This is a genomic window from Anaerotalea alkaliphila (genome assembly GCF_010179735.1).
Classification (GTDB): Bacteria; Bacillota; Clostridia; order Lachnospirales; family Vallitaleaceae; genus Anaerotalea; species Anaerotalea alkaliphila.
Window position 1 is genome coordinate 30,344 of record NZ_JAAEEH010000014.1, and the last position, 22,841, is coordinate 53,184.

Below are 22,841 nucleotides of genomic sequence, written 5' to 3' on the forward strand. Positions count from 1 at the left end.
TCCTAATTGAATTCAATGGTTTTGCCCGTTGCCGCGGACAGGTAGACAGCTTCCAGTATTTCCGTTACCTTCAGTGCCTCTTCCGGTTTCACCACCGGCTCCGTGTCGTTCAGGATGCAGTCGATCCAGGAACGGGCCTCCACGTCCGCCGGCTTCTCCTCGTCCCCTTCGTAGAAGTCCACGCCCGCCGCATCCAGGTTGGGCTTCTTCACATACAGCTTGCCGAAGTCCGCACCATTGATCCTAAGGCCTTCCTTCATGTCCGCCCCTGCCTTGGTGCCGCAGAGGGTGGTCTTTGCCTCCCCCGTCTCCAGGGTGTTCAGGGCCCAGCTGGACTCCAGGACGATGGTGGCCCCATCCTGCATGGTGATGAAGGCGAATGCGGAGTCCTCCACCGTGTATTCCGCGGGGTCCCAGTCCCCCCAGGCGTTTCCCGTGTCCTTCTGGTCCCCCAACTTCCGGTATACGCTGCCGGTCACTCTGGCTGGCGCATAGTTGTCCATGCACCAGAGGGTCAGGTCCAAGGCATGGGTGCCGATGTCGATCAGCGGACCGCCTCCCTGGGCTTCCGCATCCAGGAACACCCCCCAGGTGGGAACCGCCCTGCGCCGGATGGCATGGGCCTTGGCGAAATAGACCTCTCCCAAATCCCCTCGGCGGCAGGCCTGCTGCAGGAACATGGAGTCCGTGCGGAACCGGTTCTGGTAGCCGATGGTCAGCTTCCTGCCGGTCCTCTCGGCCGCCTCCACCATGCTTTTGGCTTCCGCCGTCGTCTTGGCCATGGGCTTCTCGCACATCACATGGCATCCTGCCTCCATGGCGGCGATGCTGATGGGGGCATGGGAACTGTTTGGTGTGCAGACATGGACCACCTCCAACCCTTCCTTCTCCAGCATCTCCCTATAGTCCGTGTAGACACCTGCGTTTGCCGTCCCGAAATCCCGGGCCGCCTTGTCCGCCTTCTCCAGGTCCAGGTCGCAAAACGCCGTCATCTCTACCTCTTCAATCTTTGCCAGGCTGGGCATGTGCTTGTTGGTTCCGATTCCTCCGCAGCCGATGATTCCCACCCTCAATTTCCTGTTCTTCTCCATGCTAAAAACCTCCATAACGGTCGAGTCCGCAGGGGAACTTCCCTGCTGTCTCCCATTATAGAGGTTTTCCTTTTCACAATCTCATACTATTTTTGGGCATGCCCTGACGGATTTTGGCTGTTTCGAAACAGTGTGGGGGACATCCCCGTCACTTTCTTGAATTGCTTGTTGAAGTTGGCCACCGTGTTGAACCCGCTCTTCAAAGCGATCTCCAGGATGGTCCCGTCCGTGGCCCTGATGTAGGACATGGCGTGGGTGATCCGCTTCCGGAGGATGTATTCCGAGGGGGACATGCCGTTGTACCTCTTGAAAAAGGTGGAGAAATAGGAGGGGTTCATGTTGGCGATGGCCGCCAGGTCCCCCAGGGAAATCTCTTCCACATACCGGTTGTCGATGTAGTCCGTGACCTTCCGTATGATGGCCAGCTCCTGTAGATGGGCGGGGCTTTCGTCCTTGCGCACATAGCCGTAGTGGCGGATGAGCAGCACCAGGATGTTCAGCAGCTTCACCTTCACCATCAGCTCGTAGGCGGGCCGCTTTCCCCCAAATTCGTCCCCGATTTCACCGAACAGCCGCCGGATCTCCTCCGTCACCGGATTCTCCGGATCCAGCCGGTGGCTGAACTGTTGGTTCCTTTCAAAAAATACATCCAGGAAGCGGCCGTCGAAATGGTTGGGTTCCGACCACACGAACCGGGGCTCGAAATGGATGACGACGTTGGTGAGGGACTCCTCTCTGGCCATCTCCAATCCGTGGCTCTCCGTGTTGTTGATGATGAACACGTCCCCAGGCCCCACATCGTATTCCCGCCCCCCGATCCGATAGTGGCCTCGTCCTTCCCGGATCATGGACAGTTCCAGACTGGGATGGGTGTGGTGGACCTCCTCATAGCGGCGGGAGCCCTCCAGGGCGTAGATGATGTACTCCACATAGAACTGTCCATTGATGGACAAGGTCTCCTGGAGGACTTCCCGGCTCATCCCTTCATCGCTGTTCCAACGGGACATAGGCTTTCTTTCGCACCACGCTCTTGTAGGCGGGGCGTATGATCTTGCCGTTGCCCACGAGCTCCTCGATCCGGTGGGCGGACCACCCGGCAATCCGGGCGATGGCGAAGATGGGGGTGAAGAGCTCGTCCGGGATTCCCAGCATCCTGTAGACGAAACCGGAGTAGAAGTCCACATTGGCGCTGACACCCTTGTACATCTTCCGGACCTGTGCGATGGCCTCCGGGGCCAGCCGCTCCACCCGGGCGAACAGCTCGAACTCCTCGGACAGTCCCTTGGCCTTGGCCAGCTCCTCCACCGACCTTTTGAAGATCACAGCCCTGGGGTCGGAGATGGAATAGACCGCATGCCCGATTCCGTAGATCAGTCCGGACCGGTCGAAGGCCTCCTTGTTCAGGATCTTCTCCAGATATGCCTGGAGCTCCCCTTCGTCCTCCCAATGCTGCACGTTGGACTTGATGTCCTCCAGCATCTCCACCACCTTGATGTTGGCTCCCCCGTGCCTGGGGCCCTTCAGGGATCCCAGGGCCGCGGCGATGGCGGAATAGGTGTCCGTCATGGAGGATGTGATCACCCGGGTGGTGAAGGTGGAGTTGTTCCCTCCTCCGTGCTCCGCATGGAGCACCAGTGCCATGTCCAGAAGGTCCGCCTCCAGCTGGGTGTACTGGTTGTCGGGGCGGAGCATGTGCAGGATGTTCTCCGCGGTGGAAAGCTCCGCATGGGGCGGGTGGATGAACAGGCTCCTGTTCTCGTGGTAGTGCTGGTAGGCCTGATAGCCGTAGACCGCCAACAAGGGGAAGGTGGCGATCAGCTGCATGCTCTGGCGCAGCACATTGGGGATGCTGCAGTCGTCTGCCCTTTCGTCGAAGCTATAGAGGGCAAGGACGCTTCTGGCCAACACGTTCATCATGTCCCTGCTGGGCGCCTTCATGATCATGTCCCGGACGAAATCTTCCGGCAGCTTCCGCATGGAGTACAGCTCCTTGTTGAAGCTCTCCAAGTGGGCCTTGTCCGGAAGGTCCCCGAACAGCAACAGGTAGGCGGTCTCCTCAAAACCGAATCGGCCGTCCTTCTGGAACCCCTGCACCAGGTCCTCGATGTCGTACCCCCGGTAGATCAGCCTGCCGGGCACGGGCACCATTTCCCCCTCGTCGATGATGTAGGAATGCACCTCGCCGATGGTGGTGAGCCCCGCCAGGACCCCCTTGCCGTTGATGTCCCGCAGGCCGCGCTTCACGTCATAGCGGGCGTACAGGTCCGGGTTGATTTGGTTGCAGGAGACCGCCATTTGGCTCCATGTATCCAGCATCTCCTGATGCTGCTGTCCTTGCTCCATCTTCCTATCCATGCCATTCTCCATTCTTTCTCTAGTTTTCCTCGTTCCGGTGCGTCTCATCCGTCTCTTCCGTCTCGTTCTGCCGTCCCCGTCCGGGCTTCTCCCGGCCGATCACGATGCCTGTCCCTTCCCCGTTCTCCCCTTCCCGGGATTCTTCCTCGAAGGGTTCCCGGCTTTGGGGACCGTGGATGTTGCAGTACTCCCCTTCCAGGTTTGCCGGCAGCTGGTAGATCCAGTCGGCGATGTTTCCGCTGTATTCCGTCGACCACTTGTCCGATAGCAGCCTGGCCGGCCTTTGGATGAACACCTTGCTTCCCACGACCTCCTCCGGACAATATTCCGTCGCCAGAAGGTTGGAAAGGGCGCAGAGGGGAACCGCAATATGGACATCGCAGGTTTGGGTGGGAACCGTCCCTTGGGCGAAGTACTCGTACCGCACCGTGGATCCCCTGGGGTCCGCGTCGCAGAGCCCTTCCACCGCCAGCAGTCCCGATTCCGTGCAGATCCTTGCCTGCACGACGGATCCGGGCATGGTGAACTCCTTGTAGGGAAGACCTTCGTGGATCTTGTCCATCACATCCCGCCAAATGAACTTGTGGTAGCCCCGCTGGTAGGCCATCCTTTTCGGCTGGTCATAGCCCATCCAGATGGCGGCGGCGTAATAAGGGGTATACCCCGCAAAAATCAAGTCGATGTTGTCGGTGGTGGTTCCGGTCTTCCCGGCCACCGGCATCTTCGTGTTTTTGAAAATGACTTCCCGGCCTGTACCCACTTCCACCGCCGTCTGCAGTGCGTTGGTGACCAGGAAAGCCGTGCTGTCCTTCATGACCGTACGGGTTTCCGGCTGGTTGTCCAGCAGGATGCTTCCATCGTGGTTCAGGACCTTGGTATAGAGGATCGGCTCCACATAAACCCCTTGGTTGGCGATGGACCCATAGGCCACGGTCAATTCCAGCACCGTCACCCCTTCGGTCAACCCGCCCAGAGGCAAGGCCATGGTCTTGTCCGTGTAGACCTTGCCGTCGATGGTCTTCCTATCCACCAATGTGGAAAATCCCATATCTTCCAGATATTGGAACGCCAGGTCCGGTGTCACGTCCACCATGGCCTTTACCGCCAGGATGTTCATGGATTGCTCCAGTCCCTCCCGGACGGTGGAAATCCCCTTGAAGGTGCTGTACCAGTTCTTGGGGCTGTAGCCCTGGTAGGTGAAGGGCACGTCGTCCATGACGGTGGCCAGGGTGTAACCCCGGGCATCGATGGCCGGCACATAGGCCGCCAGCGTCTTGAAGGTGGAGCCCGGCTGCCGCTTGGCCTGGGTGGCCCGGTTGAAGGTCTGGTTGCCCACCTTCACTCCCCTGCCGCCGCTGATGGCCTTCACATGGCCGGTCCGGTAGTCCAATACCGCCATGGCCGCCTGGGGCTGGGGCACATACAGGACCTTCTCGGCCAGGATTTTCCCCCCGTCCGCTGTCCATTCCGCCTTCAGCTCCTCCACAAAGGATTCCGCCTTCTCCCGGGTCTTGAATTCCCCTTCCTTGTATTTGTGTTCGGTTCCGTCCTTCCCTTCCACGGAAAGGCTGAACATCACTTTGATGGCATAATCTTCGTTCTCCGGAGGATAATTGGCGTCATCGTTCAGGATGCCGTCCATGGCCTCCTGCATCTTCAGGTCCTGGGTGATGTGGACCCGCAGACCTCCCCTGTAGATCATGTTGAAGGCCTGGGTTTCCGTGAACCCTTTGGCTTCCTGCAGGTCCTTGGACAACTGCTGGATGGTGGCGTCCACGAAATAGCTGTAATCCGAACTTTCCGCAATCTGTTCCCGGACATACTGGATGTTCTTGTGGACGTCCTCCGAAAGGGCTTGGTCGTGGGTGGCCTGGTCGATGAATCCCAATTCCAGCATCTTGGCCAGCACGGCCTGCTGTCTTGTACGGTTCGCCTCCGGATTCGCCACCGGCTCCAGGGCTGCCGGCCGTTGGGTGATGGCCGCCAGGACAGCGCCTTCCGCCACCGTCAGCTCCCAGATCTCCTTGTTGAAGTAGGCGTTGGCGGCCGCCTGGACGCCGTTGTTGCCTTTGCCCAGATGGATGGTGTTCAGGTAGTACTCCAGGATCAGTTCCTTGGAAATCTGCCTCTCCAGCTGGATGGCCAGGTACTGTTCCTGGATCTTCCGCTCCCAGCGTTTTTCGCTGTCCAGCACGTTGTTCTTGATCAGCTGCTGCGTCAAGGTGCTGGCACCGGAGGCCGTCAGGTTGTTGGCCTGGATGTTGCGCACGACGGCCCGGAAGATCCCGCGGACGTCCACGCCATTATGGCTCCAAAACCGTTCATCCTCGATGGCGATGAACGCATCCTGCACATGCACGGGAATCTGGTCCAGCTCCACATAGATCCGGTTCGCATCCTCTCCATGGAGCTGCTGGATTTCGTTCCCTTCCTGGTCGTAAAGGATGGTCGTATAGCCTTCCGGCTGTACGTCCAGAAAAGTGATCGCAGGGGCGTCGTCGATGATGCCCTTGACGAACCAGGCGGCTCCCGCCACCAATAGGATGCCGGTGGCCAGCAGGGTCCAAAAAAGCACCTTGAACGCCTTGCCCCATTTCTTCTTGTTTTCCTTCTTCTTCTGGTGCCTGGTCCTGGCGGTGTCCCCGCCCTTTCCGGCCTTGTCGCTTGTGGTTCTATTCTTTTGTTCCACCGGTCGGTTTCCGCCGGCGGAAGGTCTTTCAGACATACCATACCTCCTGTTTCTTGCCCTGGGGATTGATGACCTTTCTCAAAGCAATCCTACTAATTATAACAAAAAACAGGAGGTATGTGAATTAAAAATTTTTAATCCTCTTCCAGCCCGTGCCTTTCCACCTGGAACCGGTAGTATCTGACCCCTTCTTCCCCATGGATCCCCGCTTTCTGCAAAGCGATGGAAACCTGCTGTTCCACGGTGTCGACCCCATCCAGGTCCGGCAACAGGAGCCCCCGTTTGAACCCTTTTTCCACAATCACCCCATAGCGCTTGGGGTCCAGCCATTCAGCGGAAGGGATCTCCTCCGCCTCTCCCAGGATGTCCACATGGATGGAAAGCAGGTCCAACTCCTCCACGGCCACCGGTTCGAAACGCGGGTCCTGGCTGCAGGCGCTGATGGCGTTGTGCACGATCTCCTCCAGCAGGGAGTCCTTGGTGGGTTGGATGGTACCGATGCACCCCCGCAGCTTCCCCTGCTTGTGGAGGGAGACGAAGGTGCCCGCCCGAAGCCTCCCCTTGGACCGGAGCGTCTCCTCGGAGACGACGGCCTCCATCTGGGCATGGGACAGGATCTTGCCCGTACGGACATGGTGTTCAATGGTCTTTCTGGCCAACCGGACAAGGTCGTCCTCCCTGGCTGCCCGGATCACCTTGTTCTTGTGCTGGAGCTTCCTGTAGCTGTCCACCAGGGATTCCACCCCGGGGCCCTCCTCCCTTTCCAGGACGGCCGTCAGGTAGCCGACCCCAAAGGGACCTTCGTAGCTGTGGATCCGGGACGCATATCCGTATCCGTCCATGCATCCGAAACCCATCAGGACGGACCGGAGGCCGCATTGCGCGGCATGCTCCACGAACTTTTCCTCCAGGAGCAGCAGCTCCATGGGATCCTTCTCCCGGATGGCTTTCTGCACCTTTTCGTCGAACAGCGGGCCCATGGGATCATAGGAGTAAGGTCCATCGCTCTTCAAGGCATGGGACAGGTCGCCGCTGCAGAGGACCAGGGTGTCCGGACCCAGCACCCTTGCCATGCACTTTCCGATCTGGTAGCTTTCCAGCAGGGAAGTGAATCCCGGCGCCAGATGGACGATCCTGTACTCCTTCCAGTAACGTTCGATGAAGTACAGGGGGACCATGGCCCCATGGTCGAGCGCCATGGAAGCCCCATAACTTTCGGCCATCTTCTCATCCATGAGGATGCTGGTATGTCCGTCTGCCTCCAGGGCTTCATCGATCTTCGCAGCCAATTCCCTGTCCACCCTTTTTTCCATGGAGACCTCCGGATGCCCGAACATGGCGAAGGATCCCGCCAGCACCGGGGCGTCCAGCAGGCAGGTTCCGTTGCTGAAGCAATTCCCATGGGGGGAGATGCACAGGATGGTCTTGGGTCTGCCTTCCGCCGCAATCCGGCCCAACCGGTCCATGGCGTCGACGGTGTCTTGGGCTTCCCGCTCCCTGCCCTCTCCGATTTCCGGAAGGACGATGGGGGGGTGGGGCATCAGGAACACGGTAAGATTCTTCATAATGGGTCACCTCACATTTCCCAGCAGTACGGTATCGAAATACTTCCTTGCGGTCTCCTGCACCTGGAGCATGTAGCCCACATCCGTGGCCGGCTCCTCCATGTGGTAGCAGGGAAAATACCGGGTGATGTGGAGCACCACGTCCGGAGCCGCCTGCCGCAAGCGTTCCAACAAGCCTTCAATGGCCTCCAGGGCGGGCTGCTGGTCCCGGGGCCCTTTGGCGGGATCGTAGTAGAATCCGGGAACGATCAGGAGGGTAACCTCCACATGGCTGGCGGCGGCAGCGGTGCCGATGGTCTGCAGCACGTCCTCCACCGTGGTCCCCCCCAGTTTCCTGTAAAGGCCGTCGCTCCATGTCTTCAGGTCGATGTTGAAGGCATCCATCAGCGGCAGGATTTCCTGCAAGGGTTCGCTGCAGATCAGGCCGTTGGTCACCATCACGTTGGCGATGCCCGCCTGCTTCGCCGCCCTTGCGGTGTCCAGCATCCATTCGTAGTAAACCGTGGGTTCGTTGTAGGTGTAGGCGATGGAGTCGAGGTCCAGTCCCCGGATTGTGGCCACTATGCCGTCCGGGGTGTGGTAGCTTGTACGGGGCCGTCCCTTGCTGATCTCATGGTTCTGGCAGAAGGGGCAGGCCATGTTGCACCCGAAGCTTCCCACGGAGAAGATCATGCTTCCGGGACGCCAGCAGGCCAAGGGTTTCTTCTCTATGGGATCCACATGGATGGCGCTCAGCTTTCCGTAGTTGAGGGTGTACAGGCTGCCCCCTTCGGCCCTGCGGACACCACAAAGTCCGTTTTTCCCTTCCGGAATCCTGCACCGGTGGGGGCAAAGCAGGCATCGGACCCCTCCTGTGGTTTTTTCGTAGTACATGGCTTCATGCATGACGGTCCTCCTTTCTGGTCCAACCGCCGAAAAGACGGTAAAGCCACACACCTCCTGTGGAGACGCCTGGCTGCTTCCATACCTTCATTATACTCTTTTTACGGGGGTTTTTTAACCTTTGCTGCATTTGGCAAGAAGGGTAGCTGTTGTTTTTTAGAAGAAATAGTAAAATATCATAAGCTGCAGAAGGGTAAATGCAGGAACCAGGAAAAGGAATTTCCTGTTCCTGATCTTGTGCCTGAACAGCAGCATGCCTGTTGACGCACCGAAGGGGGCCAGGAAGGCCGCTTGCAGGAGCCTGGACTCCGGAATCCGCCATGCCCCCCGGCGGGCTTTCCATTTGTCGGTCCCATAGAGCAGGAAACTTGCCAGATTGGCGGCCAGAAGGCCATACGACAGCGCATCCATCAATTCCATCTATCCATACCTCCTAGTTCCTAGTCATCCACGCGGATCTGGGCCACCCTGGAAATGGCGATGACCGGCTTGGGATTGGTGTCATGGGGCTCCCCATGACCGTTCTTCCGCTTCATGCGCTTCCTCCCATTCCTTTTCGAAACCGGGGAAATCCAGGATGATGACCCCCACATGCTCCCGGGCGTTTCCCTTCCATGGATAGGTCCGGTCGAAAAGCAGGATTTCCAGCACCCTCCGGATGGCGTCCACCCCCTTGGCATCTTCCAGGGTCTCCATGTAGGACAGGGTCCTTGACAGACTGAGGGACAGAAGGTCCCTGTCGAACTTTCCCTGGATGAACTCCATGTTCTCCCGGAGGAAGGATTCCTCCAGCTCCGGCCGCTCCTTCATCATCTCCCGGACCAGCCCGCGCATGTATCCGATGGCACAGCGCTCCCCCTTGCATTTTCCGCAGTGCTCCACTCCCCTGCAGATGCGCTCCACCGAATGTTCCATCTGGAGGGCATAGGCACGGAGGGCTTCCGCCGCCCGGCGGTAGGCCGTCCTACGCACGCCCCCCGCCAGGGCCGTCCCAACCGCCCTGGCCAGGAGCAGGATTCCCGCTCCCACCAAGAGCCCGTATGCCAGGACCGCCGGCGGGACCAAGAGCGACCGTGGAGCCGCTCCCGCCAGCTTCAAGGCTCCGAACACCAGAAAGACGGTGCCGGACAGGACCTTGATCCACTCTTCCGGAATCCGGTCCCCCAGCTTGCTGCCCACGAAGATCCCGATGCTGCTGGTCGCCAGCATTCCGCTGACCGTGCCCAGCAGGACCACCAGGGGGAAGGCCGCGTCCACGGCCAGGGTGATGGCGGTCAACTGGGTCTTGTCCCCCAGCTCACCCACAAAAAAAGCAGAGGCTACGGTCGCAACCGCACCTCTGTCCCTTCCCGCCCCGGCTGCTTCCTCCCCGTCTTCCCCGGAGGCGCTCAAGGTCCAAATGGCGAAGCCGATGAAGGCGGCGCCGGCCACCATCTGCAGCCAGTGGACAGGAACCCACTGCCCCACCAGGCTTCCGAAAGCCACGGCGAACCCATGGTTCAGGGCGGAGCCGATGAAGATTCCCAGCAACACCCTGGACAGGGGGAACCGGGTGGCGAACATCATCGCCAGGATTTGTGTCTTGTCCCCCATCTCCGCTGCGAATATGAAAAGCAGGGCCTGCAGGTATTCTCTCGCCATTTCCATTCCTTTCCCTTACAGCTCTTGCCTGAACAGCTCTTCCCAGGTGATGGCGCTGGCTCCATCCGCGGTCCAGGTGTAGATGCCGTATCCCATCACGTGTCCGTCCTCAAAGGCGCCGAACACCCATTTGTCGTTCAGGACCACGATTTTGGTGAAGAACATCGTCCCACCCAGCACCGCTTCCATGCCGATGACTTCCGGATGGTCCTTCAGGTCCTGCACCAGTTGGTCCACATCCTGTATTCCCGCCCTCTTGATCTGCTGCAGTTCAAAGGGGTCCAGCAGGGAATCCCCTCCCAGGGAATCCATGGCCTCCTCGAAGACCGCATAGGCCTGGAGCAGCTCCTCATGCTCCATGGCAAGGGCCTGGTATTTCCCCTTCAGTTCCCCGTGCTCCTTTTCCAGCTCCCCATGGGCCGCCTGCAGCGCCTCCAGGGCTTTGGCCGTTTGGTCGCTCTCCGACGCCTTGCTTTCCAGCTTCTGGTTGCTCTGGGCCAGCAGAAACGCCAGCACGACCGCCAAAACCAAGGGAATCCCTCCCAAAGCCGCAATTTTCTTGTCCATTCGATGACCTCCCGTCTTCTCTTTCCTTGATTATGCCACATTCCCGACCAGGCTTCAACCGATAACCGTGGATTCTCCCTCCATTCCCGCTTTACAGGAACGCCTTTCTGCTTGTATAATGTATACAAAAGAAAAACACCATTGGAGGGATTTATGAAAAAAATCAGCAAACAGCTTGTCCGCAACTATGTCAGCACCAGCGCCAGCAGCATCGAGATTGCCGTTTCCATCCTCATCCTGATCGGCACCATCTTCCTCTCCGCCCGGGTCATCCACGACGTCTATCTGATCGTAACCCATGTGGGCTCCCCGGAGAAGATGCTCAGCACGGAAATCTTCCTTGCCCATTCCCTGGAGCTGGTCATCGGCATCGAGTTCATCAAGATGCTGGTGAAGCACACCCCCAGCAGCGCCGTGGAGGTGCTGGTCTTCGCCATCTCCCGGCAGCTGATCACCAGCCATCCGGACATGACGGACGTGCTGATCGGGGTTGTGGCCATCGCCATCCTTTTCTCCATCCGGGCCTTCCTTTCCAGCCCTGCCCACGTCACCTACCAGGACGACCTGATCCTGAATGCCGGCAACTCCATCCAGGAACTGGAGGACCTCCTGCACCGGAAGGTGGATCCCGCCTTGGGCAACACCGTAGGCGGCATCGTGGTGAACGCGGCCCGCAAGAACAATGTCAAGCTCCGTCCGGGATTCTCGGTGGTCCTGGACGGAGTGCTGTATGAAGTCTATTCCATGGACGCCCATCTGGTGAAGCAGGTCAAGGTCGTACCCCCCAAATCCTAGGGGGTTTTTTTACGGCCTTCCAGGATTTCCAGCAGTTCCAGGGGACGGTCCACCATCCACCCCACCCCCCCCTCCTCCAGTTCCTCCCGGGTCCTGAACCCCCAGGTCACAGCGGCGCAGAAAGCGCCGCTGTTTCTTGCGGTCTCCACGTCCACAAGGGTGTCCCCCACATACAGGGTCTCTTCCGGCTGGGTGCCGGCGGTCTCCATGATCTTCCTGGTGATGGCCTGGTCCTTGTTGGTGTTGACAGCCATCCGGATTCCCCTTTCCTTTAGGGCGTCCAGCAGGGAGGGGATCCCCTCGTAGAGGCGCAGGGCATGGTCCCAGTCCCGGCCGTAGGTCCCAAGCATCTTGCCATGGCACGCCTCCAGCAGGGCTTCCTCCCGAGCCGCCTCTTCCGGCAGCGCCTTAAAGACCAGGTTCTTGATCCCATGGCCCACGAAATGCCTGTAGCTTTCCTCCGGGTGGAGGGGATACCCTTCCTCCGCCAGCACCAGGTTCATGGCATGGGCAAGCCCCGGCAGGGAATCCACCAGGGTGCCGTCCAGGTCGAAAATCACCAGTTTGATTTCCATGTCGAGCACCTCCTGTCTTTCTTCCACTCCATTGTATGCCATCCTCCGTCCCCCTGTCAAATGCGTATACTGTATTCTGTATTTTTTTGGCATTTCGCTCCATTTCCGCTGATAACATCTTGCAACATCTTACCAAAGTGTTATAATGAAAGAAGTGTTCAAAAAATGTCAAAAACACGATGTATAAAAGCAGGAGGTAAGGTATGCAGTTAACAGGTAAAGTAGTCATCGCCCAAGGTGGCGGCCCAACCGCCGTCATCAACCAGAGCATGGTGGGAGCTGTTCTGGAATCCAGGAAGTTCCCCCAAATCACAAGGGTATACGGCGCAATCAATGGTGTGGAAGGAATCGTCAACGAGCAGTTCATGGACCTTTCCCAGGAAACCACCAACAATTTGGAGAAGGTGGCGGCCACACCCGCTTCCGGTCTTTTGTCCACAAGGGTGAAACCGGACGAAAAATATTGTGAAGAAATCTTCAAAGTCATGAAGGCCCATGACGTGCGCTACTTCTTCTATATCGGCGGCAACGACTCTTCCGACACCGTTCGGATCGTCAACGATTACGCCAAGGCTTCCCATTATGATTTCCGCGCGATCCACATTCCCAAGACCATCGACAACGACCTGATGCTGAACGACCATACCCCCGGTTACGGTTCCGCAGCCAGATACGTGTCCGAAGCCTTCATCGGCATCAACCAGGACACCCGCGCCCTGCCCGGCGTCTACATCGCCGTCATCATGGGAAGGCATGCAGGTTTCCTGACAGCCGCAGCTTCCATGGCGAAGAAATATGAGGATGACGGCCCGCACCTGATTTATGTGCCCGAGAGACCCTTCATCGTCGACGACTTCCTTGCGGACGTCAAGGAGCAGTACGAGAAACATGGACGCTGCGTCATCGCCGTTTCCGAAGGGATCGAGGACGAAAACCATGTTTCCATCGCAGCCAAGCTGAGCAAGAACGTGGAAGTGGACGCTCACGGAAACATCCAGCTCTCCGGAAGCGGCGCCCTGGGCGACATGCTCTCCAACCTGATCAAAGAGCGTCTTGGCATCGGCCGCGTGCGTGCGGATACGCTGGGTTATGCGCAGCGCAACTTCATCGGCAGCATCTCCAACGTCGACCAGATCGAGGCCCGTGAGGTCGGCGAGAAAGCGGCGCAATACGCCCTCCTGTACAACAGGGACGGTTCCGTCGTCATGGACAGGGTTGGAGACTATGCGGTGGACTACCGCCTGGTGGACATCGCCGAAATCGCCGGCAAGACGAAGACCATGCCCGCAGAGTTCCTGAACGCCCGCGGCAACAACGTGACGGACGCATTCAAGAACTACCTGCGTCCCCTGTTGGGAACCAACTATCCCACAGCCCACCGCCTGAGGGCTCCCATGGTGGAGAAGATCCTCAAGAAGTAACATGTGACAGACAGCCAAAAGGGCTGGAACGGAAGCACGCTTCCGTTCCAGCCCTTTTCGTATTCCAGGCAATTCACTTCATGACCCGCATGGCGTTCAGCACCGCCAGCAGGGCCACACCCACGTCCGCGAACACGGCCTCCCACATGCCTGCGAACCCGAAGGCTCCCAGGAGCAGGACCAGCCCTTTCACCCCCAGGGCGAAGCCGATGTTCTGCCATACGATCCCCCGGGTGCGTCTGGCGATCCGGATTGCCTGGAGGACCTTCTGGGGCTCGTCGGTCATCAGCACCACGTCCGCCGATTCGATGGCGACGTCCTGGCCCCGGCCGCCCATGGCGATGCCCACGTCCGCCCGGGCCAGGACGGCGGCGTCGTTGATGCCGTCCCCCACAAAGGCAACAGCACCGGAACCTTTCCTGTCCTTCAGGATCCGCTCCAGCCGCTCAAGCTTGCCTTGGGGGAGCAGCCCTCCATAGACCTCGTCCACGCCGATTTCCTTCCCCACCTGGGCCGCCACTTCCGGATGGTCTCCGGAGAGCATGCTCGTCCGGATGCCTTCCTTCCGCAGTGCCTGGACCATGTCCCTGGCCCCTTCCTTCACCTTGTCCCCAAGGACCACGGTGCCGATCCACTCCCCCTGCAGGGCCATGTGGAGGCGGGTCCTGGCGCCGTCTTCCCTTTTGGAATCCTGCTGGGGCGGAATCCGGATGCCCAGTTCCTGGAACCAGCCGCCATGCCCCAGATGGAGGACCTCCTCTCCTAAGGGTCCCCTCCGGGAAGCCTTCAGACCCGAACCCGGAATCTCCTTTAGGAGGGTGACCGGATCCAACTCCGGGGACCCGTAGGCCTCCTGGATGGACTTGGCGATGGGATGGTTGGAATAGGCTTCCGCCGATGCCGCCAGGCGGAGCAGGGATCCCCTGTCCCATTCCAAACCTCCGTGGACCTCCTCCACGGAGAACTTCCCTTCCGTCAGGGTGCCCGTCTTGTCGAAGGCGATGTGCCGGACCCCATGCAGCGCTTCCAGGAACTGGCCGCCCTTGATCAGGATCCCGTGCCGGGAAGCCGCACCGATGCCGCCGAAGAAGCCCAGGGGGATGGACACCACCAGGGCGCAGGGACAGGAGACCACCAGGAAGATGAGGGAGCGCCTGAACCACTCCCCGAACAGTTGGGGACTATGGCCGGCCTCCATCCCCAGGAACAGGGGCGGCAGCACGGCCAGCAAGGCCGCCGTTCCCACCACCGCGGGGGTGTAGACCTTGGCGAACCGGGTGATGAACTGTTCCGTCTTGGCCTTGTTGCCCGCGGCGTTCTCCACCAGCTCCAAAACCTTCTGCACGGTGGAATCCCCATAGGACTTGACCACTTCCACTTCCAGGGGCGCATCCAGATTTATGCTTCCGGAGAGCACCAGGTCCCCCCCCACCAACGCCCGGGGCATGGATTCTCCCGTCAGGGCGCTGGTGTCCACTTCTCCCCTGGGGCTCAGGACCGAACCGTCCAAAGGCACCCGCTCTCCCGGCTTGACCAGGATCCTGGCCCCTACGTCCACGGTCCGGGGATCCACCTTCCGGAAGCCTCCCTCTTCCTGGAGCCAGGCCACTTCCGGCTTGATGTCCATCAGCTTGGCGATGGACCGCCGGGAATGGTTGACCGCCCGGTCCTGGAACCATTCTCCGATCCGGTAGAAAAGCATGACCGCCACCGCCTCCGGATATTCGCCGATCAGAAAGGCGCCCAGGGTGGCGATGGACATGAGGAAGTTCTCGTCGAACACCCGCCCTTTCCGGAGGTTCCCCAGGGCCGTGCCCAGGATCTCCTGTCCCAGCAGGAAATACGCGCCCAGGAAGACGGCAAGCAGGGGAATCCCTCCACGGAAGCCGGGATCCATCCCCCCCACGCCTTCCTTCCAGAGGACCGCCCAGACGAAGAGCAGGACGCCGGCCAGGAAGCGCTTCCAGCCCAACGACGTGTCCGAAGGCTCCCCGCTCCGCCTTCCTTCCGCCGCGTCGCGGACTTGCACATGGGGTTCCAGTTCCTTCACGATGGCGCTGGCCTGGGCCACCAGCCCTTCCAGAAGCCCTTCCCCGTCCGCCTCGATCACCAGTTTTTTCGTGGCGAAGTTCAGGGAAGCCATCCGCACCCCTTCCAGCCCCTTCGCCTTTTCCTCGATCTTCACCGCGCAATGGGCGCAGTCCAATCCCTCCAGGACCAGTTCCGTCCTTTGGTTCCTATCCATCGGGAACACCTCCTAAACTTCCAGAATATGCAGCAGCCCCTGGTCGATGATGCCCTGCACATGGGCATCGTCCAGGGAATAATGGACGACCTTCCCTTCCTTCCGGCACTTCACCAGGCGGGCTTGCTTCAGGATCCGCAGCTGGTGGGAGACCGCGGACGGGGTCATCTGCAGCAGGACTGCCAGGTCGCAGACGCACATCTCCTGCCCCAGCAGTGCCCAGAGCAACTTGATCCGGGTGGAATCCCCGAACACCTTGAACACTTCCGCCAAGTCGTAGAGAATCTCCTCCTTGGGCATGGCCGCCCTTGCCTGGTCGACCACCTCCTGGTGGATTACGTTGCAACTGCAGCTGGCTGATTCCGCCCGTTTATCTTTCTCTTTCATCCATGGACCTCCATTCATATGAACACTTGTTCATATGTTGATATTATCATTCTTTTCCACCGCTGTCAACGCCCTCCGTTGACAGCACACCCAATAGTCCCTATAATGGTAAAAGAAATCACACCCAAGGAGGAACACAATGGACGCATGGATCCTGCACACCCTGGAGCCCCTTTCCACTTTCTGGCTCTTTTTGATCATCTTCGCCACCCTGCTCGCCCTTTCCAAAGGTGCCGACCTGCTGGTGGACGAGGCCGTCAGCCTCTCCCTCAAGTGGGGGATCCCCAAAATGATTGTAGGCGCCACCATCGTTTCCCTGGGGACCACCCTTCCGGAAGCTTCCGTATCGGTCCTGGCAGCCATCAACGGAAATGCGGACCTTGCCCTGGGCAACGCCATCGGTTCCATCATCGCCGACTCCGCCCTGATCATCGGAGTCGCCGCCATGCTGGGCAAGCTGTATGTGGATCCCGTCTCCATCAACCACCAGGGGCGGGTCCAGATCGGAGCGGTGCTGCTGCTCTCCGTCATCAGCCTCCCCTTCTTCTCCCTGGGAGAGGCCAACGGCCGGATCCACCAATGGCTGGGCTTCCTGCTGCTGGCCCTGCTGGCGGCCTACATCTTCACCTCCATCCATTGGGCCCGCAGTTCCCACACCAGCACCGAACTGGAGGCGGACCAATCCCCCCTCTTCCTGATGCTGGCCAAACTCATCGGCGGCGGCGCCCTGGTGATCCTCTCCTCCAAGCTCCTGATTCCCAGTGTGGAGCTGGCGGCCGTGCGGGTTGGGATTCCCCAGAGCGTCATCGCCGCCACCCTGGTGGCCTTCGGCACCAGCCTGCCCGAGCTGATGACCGCCATCACCGCCGCCCGGAAGGGCCATGGGGAATTGGCCATCGGGAACATCATCGGCGCCGATATCTTGAACGTGCTGTTCGTGGTGGGCGCCGCGGCAGCCGCAACCCCCGCCGGCCTGGTGGTCCCCCTGGAATTCTACAAGCTCCAGATTCCGGCCATGCTGCTGATCGTGCTCCTTTTCCGGATCTTCTGCAAGGCCAAGAAGATGCACCTGGGCAGGAGGGAGGGCGTCGTCATGCTGTCCCTCTACGGCCTGTACCTGCTCCTGAACTACACCATCATCTGACCCGGGACCTCTTCCACCCACCTTTTCCAAACCTATAGAAAAAAGGAGATCGAATGCTAAAAGGCAGACATATCATCGAATCAACCGACTTGTCCCTGGAAGAACTGGAATCCCTCTTCCAGCTGGCGGAGCGGATCGTGGAGGCTCCCCAGCGGTTTTCGGACCGCGGCAGAGGCAAAATCCTTGCAACCCTGTTCTACGAACCCTCCACCCGCACCCGCTTCAGCTTCGAGGCGGCCATGCTGCGGCTGGGCGGCCAGGTCATCGGCTTCTCCGAACCCGGCTCCTCTTCCGCCGCCAAGGGGGAAAGCATCGGCGACACCATCCGTACCGTGGGCTGCTACGCGGATGCGGCCGTCATGCGCCATCCCAAGGAGGGCGCCCCCCGGCTGGCCTCCAAATTCAGCAGCATCCCCGTGATCAACGCCGGTGACGGGGGACACCAGCATCCCACCCAGACCTTGACGGACCTGCTGACCATCCGCCGCCTGAAGGGAGACATTTCCAACAAGACCATCGGCCTTTGCGGGGACCTGATGTTCGGCCGCACGGTCCACTCCCTGGTGAACGCCCTGGCCCAATACGATAACCTCCACTTCGTCTTCATCTCCCCTCCGGAACTCACCATCCCCCCCTACATCCTGGAGGAACTGGGCTCCAACACCTATGAGCAGACCAACGACCTGGAAGCCGTCATGGGCAAGCTGGACATCCTCTACATGACCCGCATCCAGCGGGAGCGCTTCTTCAACGAGGAGGAATACCTGCGGTTGAAAGGCTACTATATCCTGGACGCCGAGAAGATGGAACTGGCCAAGGAGGACATGATCGTCATGCATCCCCTTCCCAGGGTGGACGAGATCGCCCCAGAGGTGGACAGGGACCCCAGGGCCGTCTACTTCCAGCAGGCAAAATTCGGCATGTACATCCGGATGGCTCTGATCATGGAGCTTCTGGGATTGGGAGGTGAATAGCGTGTTGAACATCAACGGAATCAAGCGGGGCATCGTCATCGACCACATCAAGCCGGGCCTGGGCTTCAAGATCTTCCGGGAACTGAAGCTGGACGAGGTGGACTACACCACGGCACTGATCAAGAATGCACCCTCCGACAAACTGGGCACCAAGGACCTGATCAAAATCGATAACGAGATCGACCTGGACCTGGATGTCCTGGGCCTGATCGACCCGGACCTGACCATCTGCATCATCGAAAACGAGCAGGTGGTGAAGAAGATCAAACTGGCCCTTCCAAAGGCTGTCACCGGAATCCTCCAGTGCAAGAACCCCCGCTGCATCACCTCGGTGGAACCCCATGTGGAGACCACCTTCCTCCTGGTGGATGCGGCCACGAAGGCCTACAAGTGCGAATACTGCAACAGCCGGACTTCCCTATAGGGATCCGGATTCCAAACCAAATGAAAGAAGCGGCCCCCATCGGGAGCCGCTTCTTTCATTTGTAGTTCTCCATCAGCTTGGTGAAGGCGTCCAGGGAGTTTTCCACCCGCTCCCGGGAGATGCAGTAGGCGATCCGCACATGCCCCGGACAGCCGAAGGCGCTTCCCGGCACCATCAGGATGTTGTACCTTTTCGCGTCTTCGCAGAACTTGACGTCATCCTGGATGGGGGACTTGGGGAAGAGGTAGAATGCGCCCTCCGGCTTCACGCAGGAAATGCCGATGGCGGTCAGATGCCCGTAGAGCATGTCCCTATTCCGCTTGTAGTAGTCCACATCCACCTCCGCATCCAGGCTCCTGGCCACCACCTTCTGGAACAGGGAGGGGGCGTTCACGAAGCCCAGGATCCGGTTCGCCACGTTCAACGCACCCATCAGCTCCTGAAAATCGGCCGCCTCCGGATTCACCACCAGATAGCCAATCCTTTCCCCGGGGAGGGACAGGGATTTGCTGTAGGAATAGCCGATGATGCTGTTCTTGTGGTACTTGAGCAGATAAGGCACCTCTGCCCCGTCATAGGTCAACTCCCTGTAGGGCTCGTCGGAGACCAGGAAGATGTCCGTCCCATGCTCCGCTTCCTTCTCCCTAAGGACCTGCGCCAACTGTTCCATGGTCCCCGCCGTATAGACGACGCCGGTGGGGTTGTTGGGGGAATTCACGATCACCACCTTGGTCCTAGCCGTGATGGCCCGGCGCAGGCCCTCCACATCCGGCTGGAAGGTCTTGGTGTCCGCAGGGACCACCACCAGCTTGGCGTTGTAGTTGGCCGCATAGTTCCGGTACTCCCCGAAGAAGGGGGCGAAGACCACCACCTCGTCCCCGGGATTCAGCAGGGACTTGAAGGTGATGTTCAGGCCGCCGGCGGCGCCGCAGGTCATGATGATGCTTTCCCCGCCCAGGGCCAGGCCGTACTTCTGGTCCAGATGGCGGGCGATCCCCTCCCGGACGTCCTCAAAACCGGAGTTGTTCATGTACCCGTGGACCGCCATGGGTTCTTCCTGGTCCAGGATGTCCAGGATGGCTTCCTTCACCCTGGCCGGAGGCTGGACGTTGGGATTCCCCAGGCTGAAGTCGTATACGTTCTCCAGTCCATGGATTTCCGCCAGCCGTTTCCCTTCTTCGAACATGGCCCGGATGACCGAGCTGTTGGCCACCAGGGTTTTCATTTGCTCTGAAATCATATCGTTTCTCCTTCTATTTGCTCCGTACATAGGGGGCGGGCCAGGGGATGTCCACCTTCAGCTTTCTGGCCGCCTGGAGGGGCCAGTAGGGGTTGCGCAGCAGCTCCCTTCCCAGGAACACCAGGTCCCCCCGGCCGTTCCAGATGATCTCGTCCGCCATTCCCGGCTCCGTCACCAGGCCTCCCACGATGACAGGCAGCCCCGTTCCCTCCTTCATCAGCTTCCCGGTTTCGATCTGGTATCCCGGATAGCTGAGGACGGCGGAAGGCAGCACGCCTCCCGTGCTCACATGGATCATGTCGATGCCTTCCTGCTTGCAGTGGTTGATGATTCCCGCCACATCCGATTCCGTGTTCCCCTCCGCGTGGTACTCCTTGCTGGAAACCCGGAGCATCAGCGGGTTCTCCTCCGGCCATTCCTGCCGCACCGCCCTGGTCACCTCCCACAGGAACCTTCCCCTGTTCTCCATGCTTCCGCCGTAGGCGTCCTCCCGCTTGTTGCACAGCGGCGTCATGAACTGGTTGATGAGGTAGCCGTGGGCGCCATGGATCTCGATGATGTCGAACCCCGCCTCCCGGGCCCTCCTGGCCCCCTGGCGGAAATCCTCCACCACCCGACCGATGTCCTCCAGGGTCATGGCATGGGGCACCTGGAAATCCTCGTCAAACCGGACCGGACTGGGTGCCATGCAGTGCTCCACCGACAGCTTGGCCTTCCGTCCCGCATGTCCCAGCTGGATGGCCGCCTTGGCTCCGTACTTGTGGATCAGGTCCGCCACTTCCTTCAGTCCCGGGACATGCTCGTCCGACCAGATCCCCAGGTCCCCGTCCAGGATCCTTCCCTCGGGGGAAACCGCCGTAGCCTCCACCACAATCAGTCCCACGCCCCCGATGGCTCGGGTGGCGTAATGGATCCGATGCCAATCCTCCACGAATCCGTCCACCGCCTGCACCATGCACATGGGCGGCATCACGATTCTGTTCTTCAACTCCACGTTTTTGATCTTAAAAGGGCTAAACAACCCAGACATACCTTCTCCTCCCGTTCCCTTCCCTGTCAGCACTGTTTGCAGCGTTGCCCCTCCCCGGGACTTGCCGCCTCCACCTCCTGGAAAAAGGCGCCCAGCAGGGCCGCCTTCTCCCGGTTGACGGAATACCGCATCCAGACGCCGTCTTTCCTGACATCCACCAGCCCGCTCCCGCACAGGATCTTCATGTGGTAGGAAAGGGTGGGCTGGGTGATCCTGAAGGCCTCCAGCAGGTTGCATGCGCAAAGCTCCTCCCCCGCCAGCATGGAATAGATCCGAAGCCTCGTTTCATCGGACAGGGCTTTCATGTATACGGTGAACTGCTTGTGGTCATCCAACATCCGCATCGCCTCCCCTCAACCCAGGAACTCCAGGTTCCGTCGGTGTGTTTCCATCGCGGCCTCCCCCCGGACCTCCAGGTCCCCGCCGGACTGCAGCCCGCGCAGGTAGCGGATGGTCCCCTCCAGGTCCTCCAGGTCCAGCTCCAGGCTATGTCCCGCCAGGATCCGCCGGGGCCTGAGCTTTCGGTACCTTTCCAGGGTGGCCACATACCGGTCCAAGTCCCTGTCCTCCACATAGGGAAGGGGCCGCTCCAGGTTGTCCCCCACATACAGGATCCCCCTGGGACGGTCGAAGAGGGAGATGCTGTCCGCCGTGTGTCCCGGGGAGTGGAAGACCTCCAATCCGTCCTCCGGAAAAAAAAGGCTCTCCCCAAAGGTCAGGTCCGGCAGCACCTTCTCCACCAGGCCCATCCTGTGCTCCCCGTTCATCCGGATCTGGCTGTCCCATTCCTCTTCCAGCCGCTTCCGGCAGGAGGCATGGGCCACAATCCAGGCCCCGTTGAAGAATCCGTTCCCCCAGACATGGTCCCAGTGGAAGTGGGTGTTGAAGACCACCACCTTCTTCCCGCCCCAATCCAAGTCCCCGGCGTTCCTGACCTCCTCCATCCCTGCCGGTCCGCAGAAGGTGTCGACCACGTAGATGGTCCCCCGTCCTTCCAGCACATGCACATGGGTCTCCCATTCCTTCAGCGTGTCGAAGGTGTAGGTCCATGCCTTTGGATGGATCCGCCGCTTCCTCATTTCCAAATTCTCCTTTATTCCACCTTTACACCTGTTTGATTTCTCCGCGCGCATCCATAGATTTCGATATATGGATGTTTACCCCTAATTTTACGCATCCTTGGGTTTCCTGTCAACCTGTTTTTCCACCTTCCCGACAACGTGGAAAGGGACGGCCCTAGGGCCGTCCCTTTCCGATTCCTGCATTTATTGGATATCGATGCTCTTCTTTTTGGGTTGTTCCGGTTCCTTCTTCGGAAGCTCCAGTGTCAGGACGCCTTCCTCCAGCTTGGCTTGGATGCCTTCCGCGTCCACGCCCTCCAGGCGGAAGCTGCGTTTCAGGTTCATGCTTCTTCTTTCCTTGCGCACATACTGTTCCTTCTCCTCGTCGATCTCTTCCTTCTTCTCGACGCTGATGAACAGGACATCATTGTCCACCTCTACGGAAAGCTCCTCTTTCTTCACACCCGGCAGGTCCGCATAGACCAGGTAGGCGTTCTCCGTCTCCTTGATGTCCACACGCATGTGTCCTGGGCTCAAAGCCGGCGCGTTCATTGAAGGTTCATTGAAGAAATCGTCAAAGAATTTGTCCACATCCCAGAATCCGTTGCTTGTCAGATAACCGTTTCCTCTCCTATAAGGGGTAAGTCCGAACATAGTAACACCTCCATGTTTCACTATTCTTTTTGTTCCCTTCTACACCTCTATTTATACCAGCATTTCCCGCCTTTTTCAATTTCTGTTAGCACTCTCCTTGG

General features: G+C 59.5%; 22 protein-coding genes. 5 read left to right on the forward strand and 17 right to left on the reverse strand.

Going from position 1 to position 22,841, the window contains the following annotated elements; genetic code table 11:
* Positions 1-2: 2 nt before the first annotated feature.
* The 9 genes from GXN74_RS06540 to GXN74_RS06580 all read right to left on the reverse strand — a co-directional run bounded on the left by GXN74_RS06540 (position 3) and on the right by GXN74_RS06580 (position 10,790).
* On the reverse strand, positions 3-1,091 hold the full coding sequence (locus GXN74_RS06540) for a Gfo/Idh/MocA family protein (RefSeq protein WP_162370124.1): 1,089 nt from the start codon (positions 1,089-1,091) through the stop codon (positions 3-5).
* A gap of 86 nt (positions 1,092-1,177) precedes the next feature.
* Positions 1,178-2,098 carry a helix-turn-helix domain-containing protein gene (locus tag GXN74_RS06545; RefSeq protein ID WP_162370125.1) on the reverse strand — a complete coding sequence of 307 codons (921 nt, stop codon included), beginning with the start codon at positions 2,096-2,098 and terminating at the stop codon, positions 1,178-1,180.
* Positions 2,076-3,446 (reverse strand): citrate/2-methylcitrate synthase, encoded by a 1,371-nt coding sequence (locus GXN74_RS06550; RefSeq protein ID WP_425481830.1) that lies wholly within the window; start codon positions 3,444-3,446, stop codon positions 2,076-2,078. The genes GXN74_RS06545 and GXN74_RS06550 overlap by 23 nt, the downstream gene beginning before the upstream one ends.
* Before the next feature lie 19 nt (positions 3,447-3,465).
* Positions 3,466-6,171: a transglycosylase domain-containing protein gene (locus tag GXN74_RS06555; protein ID WP_162370126.1), complete on the reverse strand. Its 2,706-nt coding sequence runs from the start codon at positions 6,169-6,171 to the stop codon at positions 3,466-3,468.
* Positions 6,172-6,269: 98 nt separating this feature from the next.
* Complete coding sequence (gene amrA, locus GXN74_RS06560) at positions 6,270-7,700, reverse strand: AmmeMemoRadiSam system protein A (protein WP_162370127.1); 1,431 nt, start codon at positions 7,698-7,700, stop codon at positions 6,270-6,272.
* Positions 7,701-7,706: 6 nt separating this feature from the next.
* Positions 7,707-8,585: a radical SAM protein gene (locus GXN74_RS06565; RefSeq protein WP_162370128.1), complete on the reverse strand. Its 879-nt coding sequence runs from the start codon at positions 8,583-8,585 to the stop codon at positions 7,707-7,709.
* A 153-nt stretch (positions 8,586-8,738) separates the two neighbouring features.
* Positions 8,739-9,002, reverse strand: a complete 264-nt coding sequence (locus GXN74_RS06570; RefSeq protein ID WP_212505728.1) for a DUF1294 domain-containing protein — start codon at positions 9,000-9,002, stop codon at positions 8,739-8,741.
* A gap of 81 nt (positions 9,003-9,083) precedes the next feature.
* Positions 9,084-10,223 carry a TMEM165/GDT1 family protein gene (locus tag GXN74_RS06575; protein ID WP_162370129.1) on the reverse strand — a complete coding sequence of 380 codons (1,140 nt, stop codon included), beginning with the start codon at positions 10,221-10,223 and terminating at the stop codon, positions 9,084-9,086.
* Positions 10,224-10,238: 15 nt separating this feature from the next.
* On the reverse strand, positions 10,239-10,790 hold the full coding sequence (locus GXN74_RS06580) for a hypothetical protein (protein WP_162370130.1): 552 nt from the start codon (positions 10,788-10,790) through the stop codon (positions 10,239-10,241).
* 153 nt (positions 10,791-10,943) lie between these two features.
* On the opposite strand from GXN74_RS06580, the gene GXN74_RS06585 reads away from it, so the two are divergent.
* Entirely contained in the window at positions 10,944-11,585 is a 642-nt protein-coding gene (locus tag GXN74_RS06585; protein WP_162370131.1) for a transporter, read from the forward strand.
* Here the strand turns inward: GXN74_RS06585 and GXN74_RS06590 are convergent.
* The gene (locus tag GXN74_RS06590; protein WP_162370132.1) at positions 11,582-12,160 is read right to left on the reverse strand and encodes an HAD family hydrolase; all 579 of its coding nucleotides are present in this window, start codon (positions 12,158-12,160) and stop codon (positions 11,582-11,584) included. The genes GXN74_RS06585 and GXN74_RS06590 overlap by 4 nt on opposite strands.
* 203 nt (positions 12,161-12,363) lie before the next feature.
* On the opposite strand from GXN74_RS06590, the gene GXN74_RS06595 reads away from it, so the two are divergent.
* Positions 12,364-13,581, forward strand: coding sequence for a 6-phosphofructokinase (locus GXN74_RS06595; RefSeq protein ID WP_162370133.1), 1,218 nt, complete (start codon positions 12,364-12,366; stop codon positions 13,579-13,581).
* Between the two features lie 73 nt (positions 13,582-13,654).
* On the opposite strand, the gene GXN74_RS06600 is transcribed toward GXN74_RS06595, so the two are convergent.
* Together GXN74_RS06600 and GXN74_RS06605 are read right to left on the reverse strand one after the other, a co-directional pair.
* Positions 13,655-15,826 carry a heavy metal translocating P-type ATPase gene (locus GXN74_RS06600; RefSeq protein ID WP_162370134.1) on the reverse strand — a complete coding sequence of 724 codons (2,172 nt, stop codon included), beginning with the start codon at positions 15,824-15,826 and terminating at the stop codon, positions 13,655-13,657.
* A gap of 12 nt (positions 15,827-15,838) precedes the next feature.
* Complete coding sequence (locus GXN74_RS06605; protein WP_162370135.1) at positions 15,839-16,213, reverse strand: ArsR/SmtB family transcription factor; 375 nt, start codon at positions 16,211-16,213, stop codon at positions 15,839-15,841.
* A gap of 139 nt (positions 16,214-16,352) precedes the next feature.
* Here GXN74_RS06605 and GXN74_RS06610 point away from each other — a divergent pair, with 139 nt between their 5' ends.
* From GXN74_RS06610 to GXN74_RS06620, 3 genes are read left to right on the forward strand one after another with little or no spacing between them, the layout of a single operon-like run.
* On the forward strand, positions 16,353-17,357 hold the full coding sequence (locus GXN74_RS06610) for a sodium:calcium antiporter (protein WP_162370136.1): 1,005 nt from the start codon (positions 16,353-16,355) through the stop codon (positions 17,355-17,357).
* A 53-nt stretch (positions 17,358-17,410) separates the two neighbouring features.
* Complete coding sequence (gene pyrB / locus GXN74_RS06615) at positions 17,411-18,331, forward strand: aspartate carbamoyltransferase (protein ID WP_162370137.1); 921 nt, start codon at positions 17,411-17,413, stop codon at positions 18,329-18,331.
* A 1-nt stretch (position 18,332) separates the two neighbouring features.
* Positions 18,333-18,755: an aspartate carbamoyltransferase regulatory subunit gene (locus GXN74_RS06620; RefSeq protein WP_162370138.1), complete on the forward strand. Its 423-nt coding sequence runs from the start codon at positions 18,333-18,335 to the stop codon at positions 18,753-18,755.
* Positions 18,756-18,810: 55 nt separating this feature from the next.
* Here GXN74_RS06620 and GXN74_RS06625 read toward each other — a convergent pair whose 3' ends face one another.
* From GXN74_RS06625 to GXN74_RS06645, 5 genes are all read right to left on the reverse strand, one after another.
* On the reverse strand, positions 18,811-19,995 hold the full coding sequence (locus tag GXN74_RS06625) for a pyridoxal phosphate-dependent aminotransferase (protein WP_162370139.1): 1,185 nt from the start codon (positions 19,993-19,995) through the stop codon (positions 18,811-18,813).
* A 13-nt stretch (positions 19,996-20,008) separates the two neighbouring features.
* A complete protein-coding gene (namA, locus tag GXN74_RS06630; RefSeq protein WP_162370140.1) occupies positions 20,009-21,025 on the reverse strand; it encodes an NADPH dehydrogenase NamA in 1,017 nt (338 codons plus the stop codon).
* Between the two features lie 26 nt (positions 21,026-21,051).
* On the reverse strand, positions 21,052-21,363 hold the full coding sequence (locus tag GXN74_RS06635; RefSeq protein WP_162370141.1) for an ArsR/SmtB family transcription factor: 312 nt from the start codon (positions 21,361-21,363) through the stop codon (positions 21,052-21,054).
* 15 nt (positions 21,364-21,378) lie between these two features.
* Positions 21,379-22,104, reverse strand: a complete 726-nt coding sequence (locus GXN74_RS06640) for an MBL fold metallo-hydrolase (RefSeq protein WP_162370142.1) — start codon at positions 22,102-22,104, stop codon at positions 21,379-21,381.
* A 186-nt stretch (positions 22,105-22,290) separates the two neighbouring features.
* Positions 22,291-22,740 carry an Hsp20/alpha crystallin family protein gene (locus GXN74_RS06645; protein ID WP_162370143.1) on the reverse strand — a complete coding sequence of 150 codons (450 nt, stop codon included), beginning with the start codon at positions 22,738-22,740 and terminating at the stop codon, positions 22,291-22,293.
* Positions 22,741-22,841: the final 101 nt, after the last annotated feature.